General features: G+C 73.7%; 1 protein-coding gene. It reads left to right on the top strand.

Going from position 1 to position 17994, the window contains the following annotated elements:
* Nucleotides 1-47 precede the first annotated feature (47 nt).
* The gene (locus PGH47_RS38105; protein ID WP_271667228.1) at nt 48-17915 is read left to right on the top strand and encodes a type I polyketide synthase; all 17868 of its coding nucleotides are present in this window, start codon (nt 48-50) and stop codon (nt 17913-17915) included.
* Nucleotides 17916-17994: the final 79 nt, after the last annotated feature.

Genomic DNA, 17994 nt, shown 5'->3' on the forward strand with positions numbered 1-17994 from the left:
CGGCACCCGGCACGCCCGGCTCGTTCACCGCGACCGTGGAGAAGGACATGACTGCATCCTCCGAAGAGCTCGTCGAAGCCCTGCGCGAGTCCCTCAAGGAGAACGACCGGCTCTGGCAGCGCTACCAGGACCTCGTCACGGCGTCCCGGGAGCCCGTCGCCGTCGTCGGCATGGGCTGCCGCTTCCCCGGCGGCGCGAGCACGCCGGAGGCCCTGTGGGAGCTGGTCGCAGACGAACGGGACGGCATCACGGCCGTGCCCGAGGACCGCGGCTGGGACCTCAGCGCCCTCGGCGAGACCACCGCCGCCGGCGGATTCCTCCACGACGCGCCCCTGTTCGACCCGGACCTCTTCGGCATCAGCCCGCGCGAGGCCCTCGCCATGGACCCGCAGCAGCGCCTGCTGCTGGAGACCTCCTGGGAAGCGCTGGAGCGGGCCGGCCTCGACCCGACCTCGCTGCGCGGCTCCCGCACCGGAGTGTTCACCGGCGTCTCCGGCAACGGCTACGGCGGCCACCTCCACGAGGCCACCCCGGAGACCGAGGGCTACCTGCTCACCGGCAGCATCCCCAGCGTCGCCTCCGGCCGCATCGCCTACACCCTCGGCCTCGAAGGCCCGGCCGTCACCGTCGACACCGCCTGCTCCTCCGCGCTCGTGGCCCTGCACCTTGCCTGCCAGGCGCTGCGGTCCGGCGAGTGCGACGCGGCCCTCGCGGGTGGTGCCACCGTCATGGCCAACCCGGGCATGTTCCTGGAGTTCGCCCGACAGGGCGGCCTCGCGGGCGACGGCCGCTGCAAGTCCTTCGCCGACGACGCCGACGGCACCGGCTGGTCCGAGGGCGCCGGCGTCCTCGTCCTCGAACGCCTCTCCGACGCCCAGCGACTCGGTCACCCGATCCTCGCCGTGATCCGCGGCAGCGCCGTCAACCAGGACGGCGCCTCCAACGGGCTCACCGCCCCCAACGGCCCCTCCCAGCAGCGCGTCATCCGCCAGGCCCTGGAGGCCGCCGCCCTCACCACCGCCGACGTCGACACAGTCGAGGCGCACGGCACCGGCACCCGGCTCGGCGACCCCATCGAGGCCCAGGCCCTCATGGCCACCTACGGGCGCGACCGCACCGAACCCCTGTGGCTCGGCTCAGTGAAGTCCAACATCGGCCACACCCAGTCCGCCGCCGGCGTCGCCGGACTCATCAAGACCGTCATGTCACTACGGGCCGAACTCCTGCCCCGCTCCCTGCACTCCGGGACCCGCTCCACCCGGGTCGACTGGACCGAGGGCGACGTCCGCCTGCTCACCGAGTCCCGACCCTGGCCACGCGGCGAACGCCCCCGCCGGGCCGGCGTCTCCGCCTTCGGCATCAGCGGCACCAACGCCCACGTCATCGTCGAGGAGGCCCCGGCCCCCACCGAGCCCGTGCCCGAGCCGCGCACGGGGACCGCTCCGCCGGTCGTGCCCTGGGTACTGTCGGCCCGCAGCCAGGACGCCCTCACCGCCCAGGCCGCCCGCCTCGCCGCCCACGACGCCGACCACACCGACACGGGCCTGTCCCTCGTCACCGGCCGCGCCCGCCTCGACCACCGCGCCGTCGTCCTCGGCACCGACCCCGGCACACTGCGCGAACGCACCGCCGCCCTCGCCGCCGGCGACCCCACCCCCGGCACGGTCGGCGGAACGGTCACCGACGGCCGTACGGCATGGATGTTCACCGGCCAGGGCAGCCAACGCCCCGCAATGGGACGGGAGTTGTACGACGCCCACCCGGTCTTCGCGGCCGTCCTGGACGTCGTCTGCGAAACCCTCGACACCGCCCTCGCGGGCGCACCCGGCTTCGAACTCCCCGTCCGTGACGTCATGTTCGCCACCGAGGGCACCCCCGAAGCAGCCCTCCTCGTCCGCACCGGCTACGCGCAGACCACCCTCTTCGCCCTCCAGACCGCCACCGCCGAACTGCTGCGCTCCTGGGACACCCGTCCCGACATCGTCCTCGGCCACTCCGTCGGCGAGTACGCAGCCGCCTACGTCGCCGGAGTGTTCGACCTCTCCGACGCGGCACGCCTGGTCGCCGCCCGCGCCCGCGTCATGCAGGCCCTGCCCGAGGGCGGCGCCATGGCCGCACTGGAGGCCGACGAAGCCGAGGTCGACGACCTGCTCGACGGCACCGCGGTCACGATCGCCGCCGTCAACGGGCCCCGCGCGGTCGTCGTCTCCGGGACCGAGGACGCCGTCGAGCAGGTCATGAACGCCGCCCGCGAGCTGGGCCGGCGCGTCACCCGGCTGCGCGTCTCGCACGCCTTCCACTCGCCCCACATGGCCCCCGCCGTCGCCGAGTTCACCCGCGTCGCCGAGACCGTCACCTTCCGCCCGCCGACCCTCGCCGCCGTCAGCACCGTCACCGGCGCCCCGGTCACCGCCGCCGACTGGGCCACCCCCGGCTACTGGGCCGACCAGATCGTCCGCCCCGTCCGCTTCCACGACGCCCTCACCACCGCCACCGACCGCCAGGCCGCGAGCCGCCTGCTGGAGATCGGCCCCGACCCGGTCCTCACCGCCCTAGCCCGCACGACCGGCGACACCCCCGCCGCCGCAGTCCTGCGCAAGGACACACCCGAACCCGAGTCCCTGCTCACCGCGCTGGCCGAGATGTACGTCCACGGCGCCGCCGTCGGCTGGACCGCCCTGTTCGACGGCACCGGCGCACGCCAAGTCGACCTGCCCACCTACGCCTTCCACCACCGACGGTTCTGGCTACGGCCCACCCGCACCGTCACCGACGTCGGCCGCCTCGGCCTCGGCAGCGTCGGCCACCCCCTGCTCGGCGCCACCCTGCGCCCCGCGGGCACCGACACCGTCCTGCTCACCGCCGCCCTGTCGGCCGACACCCACCCCTGGCTCGCCGACCACACGGTCACCGGACGCGTCGTCGTGCCCGGCACCGCCCTCGTCGAACTCGCCGTACAGGCAGGCGACCAGGCCGACTGCGGCACCCTCACCGAACTCGCCCTGCACGCCCCTCTCGTCCTGCCCGAGCACGGCACCGCGCACGTCCAGATCGCCGTCGAACCGGCCGCGGCCGACGGCACCCGAGCCGTGCGCGTCCACGCACGCCCCGACGGCGCACCCGCCGACACGCCCTGGACGCTGCACGCCGCCGGCACCCTCGCCCCCGCGGGTCCCTCACCTTCCTGGGACCTGCGGGCCTGGCCGCCCGCCGGAGCCGAACCGCTCACACTGGACGGCCTGTACGACCGGCTCGCCGCGGCCGGTCTCGCGTACGGCCCCGCGTTCCGCGGGCTCACCGCCGCCTGGCGGCACGGCGACGACCTCCTCGTCGAGGCCGCCCTGCCGGGCGGCGCCGGAGACGCCACGGCCTTCGGCCTGCACCCGGCCCTGCTCGACGCCGTCCTCCACGCCCTCGCGCTGCCGCAGGACACCGCCGAGCGAACCAGGCTGCCGTTCCTGTGGAGCGGCGTACGCCTGCACGCCGTCGGCGCCGCCACCCTGCGCGCCCGCCTCACCCGGCAGACCGACGACACGGTGACCCTGTACGCAGCCGACGAGACCGGCGCCCCCGTCGCCGACGTCGAGGGCCTCGTCCTGCGCCCGCCGACCGCCGTCAGCGACGACACCCCTCGCACGGGCAGCCTCTTCCGGCTGGAGTGGACGCCGGCGGTGCTGCCGTCGTCGGACGGTGATCGCGAGGCCGCGAATGTCGTGGCCGGGACGCCGGTCGGGACGCCGTCGTCCGACAGCGCGGCCGAAGCCGCCCCCGTCGTCGCCGTACTGACCGACGACCCGTCCTCGTGGACCGCCGCCGACCCGGAGTTCGTGCACGGGGCCACCCTCGACGCACTCGCCGCGGCCAACCCGGCGACGGTGCTCCTCCCGGTCGACTCCGGCACGACCACCGACGTCCGGGCTGCCGACGTCAACGCGGTCGACGCCCCGGCCGCCCACGACCGTGCGGTCGCCGTCCTGGCCACCGTGCACGCATGGCTCGCCGACGACCGCTTCGTGCACGCCCGCCTGGTGCCGGTCACCACCCGGGCGGCCGGCGACGACGCCACCGACCCCGTCTCCGCTGCCGTATGGGGCCTGCTGCGCACTGCGGCGGGCGAACACCCCGGCCGCTTCGCCGTTGCCGACATCGACGGCACCCCCGAGGCGCACCGCGCCCTGCGCACCGCGCTGACCACCGTCGACGCGGACCAACTCGTCGTCCGCGGCGAGCAGGTCCTGCTGCCCAACGTCACTCGCACCCCCGGACCGGCGGACACCGAGCCCGGCGCCTGGCCGACGGAGACCGGGACCGTCCTCGTCACCGGCGGCACGGGTGGGCTGGGCGCGCTCGTCGCCCGGCACCTCGTCGCCGAGCACGGCGTGCGCGACCTGCTGCTCATGTCCCGCCGCGGCCCGGAGGCACCGGGAGCCGAGGACCTCGTCGCCGAACTCGCCGAGGCCGGGGCCCGCGCCCGGGTCGTCGCCTGCGACGCCGCCGACCGGAGTGCGCTCGCCGCCGCCCTGGACGACGTACGGCTCAGCGGAGTGATCCACGCGGCGGGAGTGCTCGACGACGGCCTGCTCACCGACCTCACCCCCGGCCGGCTGACCCGCGTACTCGCCGCCAAGGCGACCGCCGCCCTGAACCTGCACGAACTGACGGCAGACCAGGACCTGCACGCCTTCGTACTGTTCTCCTCCGTGGCCGGCATCTTCGGCAACCCCGGCCAGGCCGCCTACGCCGCCGCGAACACCGTGCTGGACGCGCTCGCCACGGCCCGCCGCGCCCAGGGCCTGCCCGCGCTGTCCCTGGCGTGGGGCATGTGGGAGACGGCCGACGGCATGGGCGGACGCACGGCCGAGGCGGACGTCGCACGCCTGCGCCGCCACGGCTTCCCTCCCCTGCCCACGGGCGACGCCCTCGCGCTCTTCGATGCCGCGCTGCGCGCCGAGCACCCGCTCGCACTGCCCTTCGCGCTCGACACGACGGCCCTCGCCGCACACCGCGAAACGGCCCCCGCCGTCCTGCACGGGCTGCTGCCCACCACCCGCCGTCAGGCCGCCGTCGGCACCGACATCGACACCGGCAACGCCCTCGCCCGCCGCCTTCTCACCCTGCCCACCGACGAACAGCACCGGCTGCTGCTCGACCTCGTACAGACGGCGGTGGCCGGAGTCCTCGGCCACACCGGCACGGCGGCAGTCGAACCCACCCGCGCCTTCAAGGACCTCGGCTTCGACTCCCTGACCGCCGTCGACCTGCGCAACCGCATCAAGACCGTCACCGGCCTCCAACTCCCCGCCACCCTCGTCTTCGACCACCCCAGCCCGCTCGCCCTCACCGCTCGGCTCCGCACCGAACTCCTCGGCGCGGCTGACCTCCCGGCCACCGCCGCCCACGCCGTGGCCGGCATCGACGAGCCGATCGCGATCGTGGGCATGGGCTGCCGCTTCCCGGGTGGGGTGGACTCGCCGGAGGCGCTGTGGGACCTGGTGTCGACCGGCGCCGACGGAGTCTCGGACTTCCCGACCGACCGCGGCTGGGACCTGACCGCCCTGCACGGCGAAGGCCCCGGCAGCTCCGCCACCCGCGAGGGCGGCTTCCTCCACGACGCCGCCGAGTTCGACGCCGAGCTGTTCGGGATCTCGCCGCGTGAGGCCCTCGCGATGGACCCGCAGCAGCGGCTGCTGCTGGAGACGTCGTGGGAGGCCCTGGAGCGGGCCGGCGTCGACCCGCTGTCCCTGCGTGGCTCGCGCACGGGCGTGTTCGCGGGCCTGATGTACCACGACTACCACGCCCGTCTGCACACCGTGCCCAGCGAGGTCGAGGGCCTCCTCGCGAACGGCAACGCGGGCAGCGTCTTCTCCGGGCGCGTCTCCTACGTCTTCGGCTTCGAGGGCCCCGCGGTGACCGTCGACACGGCGTGCTCGTCGTCCCTCGTGGCACTTCATCTGGCGTGCCAGTCGCTCAGATCGGGGGAGTGCGACACGGCCCTCGCGGGCGGCGTGACCGTCATGGCCTCGCCGACCACCTTCGTGGAGTTCTCCCGGCAGGGCGGACTCGCCGCAGACGGCCGCTGCAAGGCATTCGCCGACACGGCGGACGGCACGGGCTGGGCCGAGGGCGCGGGAGTGCTCGTGCTGATGCGCCTGAGCGAGGCACGCCGGCTGGGGCGGCCGGTGCTCGCGGTCGTCCGGGGCAGCGCCGTCAACCAGGACGGCGCGTCCAACGGCCTCACCGCACCCAACGGACCTTCCCAGCAAAGGGTGATTGGCCAGGCCCTCGCCAACGCCGGTGTCTCACCCGCCGAGGTGGACGCGGTCGAGGCGCACGGCACCGGCACCCGCCTAGGCGATCCCATCGAGGCCCAGGCACTCCTCGCCACCTACGGCCAGAACCGCGACGAGCCGTTCTGGCTGGGCGCCGTGAAGTCCAACATCGGCCACACACAGGCCGCCGCGGGCGCCGCCGGCGTCATCAAGATGGTCATGGCGCTGCGCGCCGAACGCATGCCCCGCACCCTGCACGCCGACCGGCCGTCCACCCACGTGGACTGGGAATCCGGCGCCGTGCGGCTCCTGCACGAGGAGCGAGCCTGGCCACAGGGCGACCGACCCCGCCGCGCGGGTGTCTCGTCGTTCGGCATCAGCGGCACCAACGCCCACGTCGTCATCGAGGAGGCCCCGGCCCCGCGCCCCGCATCCGCGCCCCGACCGGAGCACCGGCTGCCGACCGTGCCCTGGGTGGTCTCGGCACGCTCGGCCGACGCCCTGCGCGCCCAACTCGCCCGACTGACCTCGGCGGACGCGGACCCGCTGGACACGGGCCTGTCCCTCGCCACGACCCGCGCGGTACTGGAACACCGCGCCGTTCTGCTCGGCCCCGACCTGGACACCCTGCACGCGCAGCTCGCCGGACCCGGCATCACCGGATCCGTCACCGACGGCCGTACGGCATGGATGTTCACCGGCCAGGGCAGCCAACGGGTGGGCATGGGACGGGAGTTGTACGACACCAACCCCGCGTTCGCCGCCGCGCTGGACGAGGTCTGCGAGCTGCTGGACGCGCAACTCGGCTTCGACCGGCCGCTCAGGAAGATCTTGTTCGCGGACGACGCCGGGCTGCGGAACAGCGACGGGGACGACGCCGAGCTGTTGAACAGCAGGGTGGACGACGCCGGTCTGCTGAACAGCACCGGCTACGCGCAGCCCGCGCTGTTCGCGGTCCAGGTGGCACTGGTGGCGCTGCTGCGGTCCTGGGGAATGGCCCCGGAGGCCGTACTGGGTCACTCGGTGGGCGAGTTCGCCGCCGCCCATACGGCCGGAGTCCTCGAACTGCCCGACGCGGTACGGCTGGTCGCGGCCCGCGCCCGGCTGATGCGGGCGCTGCCCGAGGGCGGCGCCATGGCAGCCGTGGAGATCGCCGAGGCGGACGTGATCGGCCGGCTTCCGGAGGGTGCGGTACTCGCCGCCGTCAACGGACCCACGTCGGTGGTCGTCTCCGGCACGGAGGCCGCCGTGGACGCGGTCGTCGAGCGGGCGCGCGAAGAAGGACGCCGGGCGACCCGGCTGCGGGTCTCGCACGCCTTCCACTCACCACTGATGCAGCCGGTCCTTGCCGAGTTCACCCAGGTCGCCGCCGGGATCACCTATCGCACGCCGAAGGTCCCCGCCGTCAGCAGTGTCACCGGCGCCCCGCTCGGAAAGGACGACTGGACGACGCCCGCCTACTGGGCCGACCAGATCGTCCGCCCCGTGCGCTTCCACGACGCATTCACCGCAGCCCGGACCCAAGGCGCCGCCCGTTTCCTGGAGATCGGCCCCGACCCCGTCCTGACCGCGCTCGCCGATGACGTACCCGCCGCGGCGACCCTTCGCAGCGACCGCCCCGAGACGGAGACTCTGCTGCGGGCCGTGGCCGAGCTGTTCGTGCGCGGCACCACGGTCGACTGGGCGGCCGTCTTCGCCGGCACTGGCGCACGCGAGACACCCCTGCCGACGTACGCCTTCCAGCGCCGCCGGTACTGGCTCGACGCGCCGCGTGCCACCGTGGCCGCCGGTGACCTCGGCCTCGGCGCCACCGGACACCCGCTGCTCGGCGCCGCCGTGCCCGTCGCCGGCTCGGAAGCCGTCCTGCTGACGGCCCGGCTGTCCACCGCCGACCAGCCCTGGCTCGCCGACCATGCCGTGGCGGGCTCGGTGATCCTGCCCGGCACGGCCGTACTGGAACTGGCCCTGGCGGCCGGCGACCGCGTCGGCCTCGACCGCGTCGACGAACTCACCCTCCACGCCCCACTCGTCCTCCCCGACACGAGCCCGGTACAGCTCCAGCTCGGCATCGAGGCCCCCGGCACCGACGGCCGCCGACAGCTGCATGTGTACGGGCGCCCCGAGACCGACACCGACGACGCCTGGACGGTGCACGCCTCCGGCGTACTGGCCGCCGGCGAGGCTGCGGATGAGGAATGGGACCTGCGGGCCTGGCCCCCGCCGGGAGCCGAGGCCGTCGAAATGGACGGACTGTACGAGAGGTTGGGGACGGCCGGACTGTCCTACGGCCCGGCGTTCCGCGGCCTGGAGGCCGTGTGGCGCTCAGGTGAGGACTGGTTCGTCCAGGCCGCGCTGCCGGAAGCCGTCGCGGGCGGCACCGACGGATTCGGGGTCCACCCCGCCCTGCTGGACGCCGTCCTGCACACGCTGGGGCTCTGGGAACGCGACGACGCAGGCGCGCTGCTGCCGTTCCTGTGGTCCGGAGTCGAACTGTCGGCCGTCGGTGCCGGCGCGCTCCGCGTCCGGATCTCACACCGCGCCGACGACACCGTCACGCTGCACATGGCCGACGCGACCGGCGAACCGATCGCCCGCGCCGACGCCCTGACCCTGCGCCCCCTGTCACCCGGCGCGCTCACCACCACCGACAGCGCCTTCCGCGACAGCCTGTTCCGCCTGGACTGGCGGCCCCTGACGGAAACCGAGGCCGCGGCGAACGCAACCACCGAGGCGTGGACCCTGCTCGGCGACCCCGGCCTCCTGCCCGACACCCCCGCCCGCGTCCACGCCGACCTCGCCGACCTCACTTCGGCACTCGACACCGGGGAGGCGGCACCGCACACGGTCCTCGCACCCGTCGTCACGAACGACCGCTCCCTCACCGACGTGTCCTCGGCCGCCCTCGCGCTCGTCCAAGCCTGGCTCGCCGACCCCCGACTTGCGGACTCCCGCCTGATGTTCGTCACCTCCCGAGCCGTCGGCGACGACGTCACGGATCTCGCGGGCGCGGCCGTATGGGGCCTGGTGCGCTCCGCGTCCGGCGAGAACCCGGGCCGGTTCCGGCTCGCGGACGTCGACGGTTCGGCGGAGTCGTACCGGGCGTTGGCCGACTGTCCCGACCAGCCCGAACTGCTCGTCCGCCAGGGCACAGCGCGCGTCCCGCGTCTTGTCAGGGCGGTCACCGACGACGTGCTGCTCCCGCCCGCGGGATCGAGCGACGGGTGGCGGATGGACGTCGTCGCGCAGGGACGCCTGAACGGCGTCGCGCTCGTCCCGGAGGACCGACGGCCCCTGGAGCCGGGCGAGGTGCGAGTCGCGGTGCGGGCGGCGGGCGTGAACTTCCGTGACGTACTGAACGTCCTCGGCATGTATCCCGGCGACCCCGGCCGGCTGGGGCACGAGGGCGCCGGAGTGGTCGTGGAGATCGGTCCGGACGTGACCGGCCTGGTGGTGGGTGACCGGGTGATGGGGCTGCTGGACGGCGCGTTCGGACCGTCGGCCGTCACCGATGCGCGGCTGTTGGCGCGGGTGCCGGAGGGGTGGTCGTTCGAGCAGGCGGCGTCCGTGCCGATCGTGTTCCTGACCGCCTACTACGCCCTGGTCGACCTGGCCGAGCTGCGGGCGGGCGAGTCGGTACTGGTCCACTCCGCTGCCGGTGGCGTCGGCGTGGCTGCGGTTCAGCTGGCCCAGCACCTTGGCGGCGAGGTGTACGCGACGGCGAGTGAGCCGAAGTGGCCGGTCATGCGTGAGCTCGGGGTTGCGGAGGAGCGGATCGCCTCGTCGCGGACCACGGAGTTCGAGGAGCGGTTCCGGCCGGGTGTGGATGTGGTGCTGGACTCGCTTGCCGGTGAGTTCGTGGACGCGTCGCTTCGGTTGGTGCGGCCCGGTGGCCGGTTCGTGGAGATGGGCAAGACCGACATCCGCGATACGGAGCAGGTGCGCGCCGAGTACGGGGTGTCGTACCGCTCGTTCGACCTGATGGACGCCGGGCCGGACCGGATCGCCGAGATGTTCACGGCGCTGCTGGAGCTCTTCGAGCAGGGCGCGCTGCGGCCCGCCCCCGTCACCGCCTACGGGATCTCACGGGCGCCGGAGGCGTTGCGTCTGCTGGGGCAGGCCAAGCATGTCGGGAAGGTCGTGCTGCGGGTGCCGTCGCCCTGGGGCCGTGAGGGCACGGTGCTGATCACCGGCGGTACGGGCGGGCTGGGTGCGGAGGTCGCCCGGCACCTGGTCACCGAGCACGGGGTACGGGACCTGCTGCTCGTCTCCCGGCGCGGTCATGAGGCTCCGGATGCCGCCGAACTCACGGCGGAACTGGCGCAGTTGGGCGCCCGCGTTTTCGTGGCCGCGTGCGATGTGACCGATCGCGATGCGCTCGCCGCCGTCCTCGACGGGGTGGACCTGGCCGGTGTGGTGCATGCGGCGGGCGTGTTGGACGACGGCCTGATCGGTGACCTGTCGGCCGAACGGCTCGGCCGTGTGGTGGCCGCGAAGGCCGAATCCGCCCTGCATCTGCATGAGTTGACGGCCGACCGTGCGCTGTCGGCGTTCGTGCTGTTCTCGTCGTTCGCCGGTGTGGTCGGCAACCCGGGCCAGGCGGCCTACGCCGCCGCCAACAACGCCCTGGACGCCCTCGCGGCGGCCCGCCGAGCCGATGGACTGCCCGCCGTGTCGCTGGCCTGGGGCATGTGGGCGACCGGCAACGGCATGGGCGGAACACTGGACGCGGCCGAGCTGGAGCGGATGGCCCGGCAGGGCTACCCCGCGCTGGAGACCGGCCACGGCCTCGCCCTGCTGGACGCCGCGCTGCTGCTCGACGAGCCGACCGCCGTCCCCGTCGCCCTGCGCGTCCCCGCGCTCGCCGAGGCCGGACACGACACCCTGCCCGGAGTCCTGCACGACCTGGTCCCCGCCGCCCGGCGCCGCCGAGACGCCCACCGCCCGCTCGGCACCGGGAGCGGTGAACTCGCCGACCGGCTGCGCGGGTTGCGGCCCGACGAGCGGGAACGCCTGCTGCTCGACACGGTGCGCGCCCAGGTCGCGGCGGTCCTCGGGCACGCCTCGCCCGCGCAGATCGACCCCGACCGCGCCTTCAAGGACCTCGGCTTCGACTCGCTCACCGCCGTCGACCTGCGCAACCGGCTGCGCACCGCCACCGGCATCGCCCTCCCCGCCACCCTGGTCTTCGACCACCCCACGCCCGGCGCCCTCGTCGCCCACCTCCGCACCCACCTGCTGGGCGACGACGAGGCGCCCGGCAGGACCAGCGCCCCCGGGCTCGCCGCCACTGACGACCCCATCGCGATCGTGGGCCTCGGCTGCCGGTTCCCCGGCGGCGCGGACTCGCCCGAGGCGTTGTGGGACCTGGTCGTCACCGGCAAGGACGCGATCACCCCGATCCCGTCCGACCGCGGCTGGGACACCCGTGCCCTGGACGGCGTCGCGGCCGTCGGCGGCTTCGTCACGGAAGCCGGCGACTTCGACGCGGAGTTGTTCGGGATCTCGCCGCGTGAGGCGCTGGCGATGGATCCGCAGCAGCGGTTGCTGCTGGAGACGGCGTGGGAGGCGCTGGAACGCGCGGGCATCGACCCGACCTCCCTGCGGGGCACGGCGACCGGCGTCTACGCCGGTGTCTCCGCCAACGGCTACGGCGGCCACCTCCACGAGACGACAGCCGAGACCGAGGGCTACCTGCTCACCGGCAGCACCCCGAGCGTCGCTTCCGGCCGGCTGTCGTATCTGCTCGGACTGGAGGGTCCGGCCGTCTCCGTCGACACCGCCTGCTCCTCCGCACTCGTGGCGCTGCACCTGGCCTGCCAGGCCCTGCGCTCCGGCGAGTGCGACATGGCCCTCGCGGGCGGCGCCACCGTCATGGCCAACCCGGGCATGTTCCTGGAGTTCGCCCGACAGGGCGGCCTTGCCGGCGACGGCCGCTGCAAGTCCTTCGCCGACGACGCCGACGGCACCGGCTGGTCCGAGGGCGCGGGCATCATCGTCGTCGAACGCCTCTCCGACGCGCTGCGCAACGGCCACCGCGTCCTGGCCGTGGTGCGGGGCTCGGCGATCAATCAGGACGGTGCGTCGAACGGGCTGACCGCGCCGAACGGACCCTCGCAGCAGCGGGTGATCCGGCAGGCGCTCGCCGCGGCTCAACTCGATCCTGCCGAGGTCGACGCGGTCGAGGCCCACGGCACCGGCACCCGGCTCGGCGACCCGATCGAGGCCCAGGCCCTGCTCGCGACGTACGGACAGGCCAGGACCGACGACGATCCCCTCTGGCTCGGCTCGATCAAGTCGAACATCAGCCACCCGCAGGCCGCGGCCGGTGTCGCGAGCGTGGTCAAGATGGTGATGGCGCTGCGGGAGGAGACCCTCCCGCGCACGCTGCACGCCGACGAGCCCTCGACCCACGTCGACTGGGACTCCGGAGCGGTACGGCTGCTTACGAGCGAGCGGGCCTGGCCGCGCGGTGAGCGTCCGCGCCGAGCGGGTGTGTCGTCCTTCGGCATCAGCGGCACGAACGCCCACGTCATCCTCGAAGAGGCCCCGGCCGTCCAGGAACCCGAGCAGCGCACGGTGACGGCTCCGCCCGTCGTCCCGTGGCCCGTGTCCGGCCGAAGTGCCGAAGCCCTGCGCGGTCAGCTCGCGCGCCTCTCCCAAGACCTCGACGCACGCGAGCTCGACCCGGTGGACGTCGGGTTGTCGCTGGCCACGACCCGGGCCGCGCTGGAGCACCGGGCGGTGCTGCTTGGCCGTGATGGTGACGTGTTGGGGTCGGGGCTCGTGGTGAGCGGGGTGGTCAGTGAGGGCCGTACGGCGTGGATGTTCACCGGTCAGGGCAGTCAGCGGCTCGGTATGGGGCGTGAACTGCACGCCGCGTACCCGGAGTTCGCTCGTGCCTTTGATGCGACGGTGGCGCTGCTGGAGGCCGAGCTGTCGGGTGTGGACGGTTTCCCGCTGCCGTTGCGTGAGGTGCTGTTCGCGGATGAGGGTCTTCTCGACCGCACGGGTTACGCGCAGGCGGTGTTGTTCGCGGTCCAGGTGGCGTGCGTCGAGCTGCTGCGGTCGTGGGGTGTGGCGCCGGATGTGGTGCTGGGTCATTCCGTCGGCGAGTACGCGGCCGCGTATACGGCGGGTGTCTTCGAACTGCCGGATGCTGTACGGCTGGTGGCTGCTCGCGCTCGTCTGATGCAGGCCCTTCCCGAGGGCGGGGCCATGGCCGCCGTCGAGGCCGACGAGGCGGAGATCGCCGACCTGCTCACCGCCGACGTGACGATCGCCGCCGTCAACGGACCCACCGCCGTAGTGGTCTCCGGCACCGAGGAGGGTGTTGAGCGGGTCATGGCGGCGGTTCGTGAACGCGGGCGCCGGGTCACCCGTCTCCGTGTCTCGCACGCCTTCCACTCACCGCTCATGGAGCCGATGCTCGACGAGTTCACCACCGTCGCCGAGCAGGTCGAATACCGCACCCCGCGGTGCACGGCGATCAGCACCGTCAGCGGTGCCCCGCTCGGAGACGGCGACTGGACGAGCGCCGACTACTGGGTGCGGCAGATCCGGCAGCCGGTCCGGTTCCACGAGGCCGCCACCGAGGCGGTCACGGCCGAAGGCACCGTCCGGCTGCTGGAGATCGGCCCTGACCCGGTGCTGAGCAGCCTCGTCGAACCCGGTGCCGGAGGCACGGCGGTGTCCGTGCTGCGCAAGGACCGGCCCGAGGCGGCGACGTTCCTCGGCGCGGTGGCCGAACTGTTCGTCCGGGGCGCCGACGTCGACTGGGCCGCCGTCCTCGACGGGACCGGGGCGCGCAGGGTCCCGCTGCCGACGTACGCCTTCCAGCGGCAGCGGTACTGGCTGCGGCCCAGCCGGACCAACGCCGCCGCCGACAGCCTCGGCCTCGGCGACCCCGGCCATCCGCTGCTCGGTGCGGCGCTGCCCGTCGCCGGCTCGGACACCCTGCTGCTCACCTCACGGCTGTCCACCGACAGTCACCCCTGGCTGGCCGAGCACGTGGTCGCCGGACTGGTCGTCGTCCCCGGCACGGCCCTGCTCGAACTCGCCGTCCAAGCCGGTCACCGGGTCGGCCGCGACCATGTCGCCGATCTCGCCCTGCACGCCCCGCTCGTCCTGGCGGAGGGCGGCGCCGCGCAGGTGCAGATCTCCGTGGAAGCGCCCGAGGCCGACGAGAACCGCGCCCTGCGCATCCACGCCCGGCCCGAGGGAGCCGCCGGGGACACGCCCTGGACCCTGCACGCCACCGCCACCCTCGCCACCCGCCGGACCGAGCCCGACTGGGACCTGCGCGCATGGCCACCGGCCGACGCCGAACCGTTGCCGCTCGACGGCCTTCACGAGCGACTGGCCACGGCCGGACTCGACTACGGACCCACCTTCCGCGCACTCAGCCGCGCCTGGCAGCAGGGCGACGACCTCTACGTCGAATCCGTACTGCCAGAGCCCGGCGCCACCGAGGCCACCGCCTACGCCGTGCATCCCGCGCTGCTGGACAGCGTCCTGCACGCGCTCGCCCTGCGCACCGACGGCGACGACGGCGAGGCCCTGCTGCCCTTCCTGTGGTCGGGCGTCTCCGTCACGGCCGCCGGTGCCACGACCCTGCGTGCCCACCTCCACCCGACCGGCGACGGCGAAGTCGCCCTGCGTTTGGCCGACGCCGTCGGCGCCCCCGTGGCCGCCGTGGACTCCCTGCTGCTACGCCCGCTGTCCGCCGCCGCCCTGCGCACGCCGGCCGGCGCCGACCACCTGTACCGCCTTGCCTGGGCACCCACTGCCCACACCCCGGACACCGACGAACTCGCCCTCGGACAACGCCTGGTGCTGCTCTCACCGGACGTCCACGCCGAGCAGCCGTGGGCCGCCGCCGATGTCCAGATCACCCGGCACCACGACCTGGCAGCTCTCGTCGCCGCCCTCGACACGGGCGCGGAGGTGCCCGACGCGGTGATAGTTGCCATACCGGGCAACATGCGCGACGGCACCGCGTCGCGGCCGGAGATCACCGTCAACTCTGGTGAAGTCCTCAGCCCGATCGCTGGTCTCCTGGGGACCATGCGGACCTGCCTGGCGGACGAGCGCCTGACCGGAACGCGTCTGGTCGTCACGACCCACGACGCGGTCCCGGCCGGAGCTGCCCCGGACACGCACGGCACCGACCTGTCCGGCGCCGGCGCCTGGGGTCTGGTCCGGTCGGCGATCAGCGAGCACCCCGACCGGTTCCTCCTCGCCGACCTGGACGACGACCCCGCCTCCCACCGCACCCTCGCCCAGCACCTCGCACACGGCGAGGAACCCCAACTCGCCGTCCGCGAGGGCCGGATCCTGCTTCCGCACCTCACCCCGATGGCCTCGGACGGCCCGCTGGTGCCGCCGCCCGCGACCCCGGACACCACCTGGCGCGTGGAGGTCGCCGAGCAGGGCCGCCTGGACGGCGTTGCGGTGATCACCGAGGAGCGGCGAACGCTGCGGGCCGGTGAGGTGCGGGTGGCGGTACGCGCCGCCGGAATGAACTTCCGTGACGTGCTGAACGTGTTGGGCACCTACCCCGGGGACGCCGGACGGCTCGGGCACGAAGGTGCCGGTGTCGTCGTCGAACTTGGCCCGGAGGTGACCGGCCTCGCGGTCGGTGACCGGGTGATGGGTCTTCTCGACGGGGCGTTCGGCCCGCTGGCCGTCTCGGACGCCCGACTGCTGACGCGGGTACCTGAGGGGTGGTCGTTCGAGCAGGCGGCGTCCGTGCCGATCGTGTTCCTGACCGCCTACTACGCCCTGGTGGACCTCGCCGGGCTCAAGCAGGGCGAGTCCGTGCTGATCCACGCCGCAGCCGGCGGTGTCGGCATGGCCGCCGTACAGCTCGCCCAGCACCTCGGCGGCGAGGTCTACGCGACGGCGAGCGAGCCGAAGTGGCCCGTGCTGCGTGAGCTGGGGTTGGCGGAGGAGCGGATCGCTTCCTCGCGCACGACCGAGTTCGCGGACCGGTTCCGGCCGGGCGTGGATGTCGTACTCGACGCGCTCGCGGGCGAGTTCGTGGACGCCTCGCTTCGGTTGGTGCGGCCCGGTGGCCGGTTCGTCGAGATGGGCAAGGCCGACATCCGCGATGCCGAGGTGGTCCGGGCCGAGCACGGCATCGACTACACCGCCTTCGACGTCATGGACGCGGGTCCTGAGCGGATCGCCGGGATGTGGGCGGTGCTGCTCGATCTGTTCGAGCAGGGCGCGCTGCGGCCGGTGACGATGACTTCGTATGACCTCTGCCGGGCGCCGGAGGCGTTGCGTCTGCTGGGGCAGGCCAAGCATGTCGGGAAGGTCGTGCTGCGGGTGCCGTCGCCGTGGGGTGGCGGGGGCACGGTGCTGATCACCGGCGGTACGGGTGGCTTGGGTGCGGAGGTCGCGCGGCACCTGGTCACCGAGCATGGGGTACGGGACTTGCTGCTTGTCTCACGGAGCGGGCCCGAGGCTCCGGGGGCCGCTGAACTCCGTGATGAATTGGTGGAGTTGGGTGCTCGGGTGGAGGTGTGTGCGTGTGACGTCTCCGACCGCGCCGCACTGGCTGCCGTAGTGGATGGCGTCGAGTTGTCCGCTGTGGTGCATGCGGCGGGTGTGCTGGACGACGGTCTTGTGGGTGATCTGACGCCGGTGCGGCTGGCCGGCGTGATGGCGGCGAAGGTCGAATCGGCCCTGCATCTGCATGAGTTGACGGTCGATCGTGACCTGTCGGCTTTTGTGCTCTTCTCCTCCTTCGCGGGTGTCGTGGGCAATGCCGGGCAGGCCGCTTACTCCGCCGCGAACAACATCCTCGATGCTCTCGCCACCACCCGCCGCGCCCAGGGACTGCCTGCGGTATCGCTGGCCTGGGGCATGTGGCGGGCCGGTATGGGCGGCACCCTCGGCGGGCCGGAGTCGGAGCGGCTCGCGCGGCAGGGCTTCCCGGCGCTGGAGACCGGCGAAGGGCTGGCCCTCCTCGACGCGGCGCTCGCTGTGAACGAGCCGAATGCCGTTCCCGTCGCCCTGCGCACCTCGTCACTGGCGAGCGGTCAAGTTCCCTTCGTGTTGCGGAACTTGGTTCCGAGGACGCGGCGGCAGTGGGAGGCGGCCGCTTCCGGCGGTGCCGTCGACAGCGGCTTTGTCGAGCGGCTGCGTGGGCTGGGCTCGGTCGAGCGGGACCGCATGGTGCTGGACGCGGTGCTGGCGGAGGTCGCCGGCGTGCTGGGGCATGCCTCGGCCGGGGCGGTGGACGCGTCGCGGGCGTTCAAGGAGCTGGGCTTCGACTCGCTCACGGCCGTGGACCTGCGTAACCGGCTGAAGGCCGTGACCGGGCTGCAGCTGCCCGCCACCCTCATCTTCGACCACCCGACCGTGGCGGATCTCGCGGCCCGTGTGAGCGCCGAGTTCGACCGGGCCGAGGGCGGCGCCGCGCCGAGCCTCTCCGAGCTGGACCGGCTGGAGGCGGCCGTCCTGGCGATGGCCGAACAGGACGGAGCGGCGCGCAAGGAACTGCGCGACCGACTGCGGGCCATGACGGCCCGCCTCGACGACGAAACCGGCACAGCAGCAACCGAGCAGGACAACGACGACATCGACTCCGCCTCGCTGGATTCGATGTTCGCGATCATCGATCGGGAACTCGAGGGCTGACGCCGGGCCTTGGCGTGCCCCTCAGGTGACAAAGGGACAGGATTCGCGTGCCCACTGACGACAAGACTCTGACGTATCT

It is taken from the genome of Streptomyces sp. HUAS 31 (assembly GCF_028198125.1).
GTDB lineage: Bacteria > Actinomycetota > Actinomycetes > Streptomycetales > Streptomycetaceae > Streptomyces > Streptomyces chartreusis.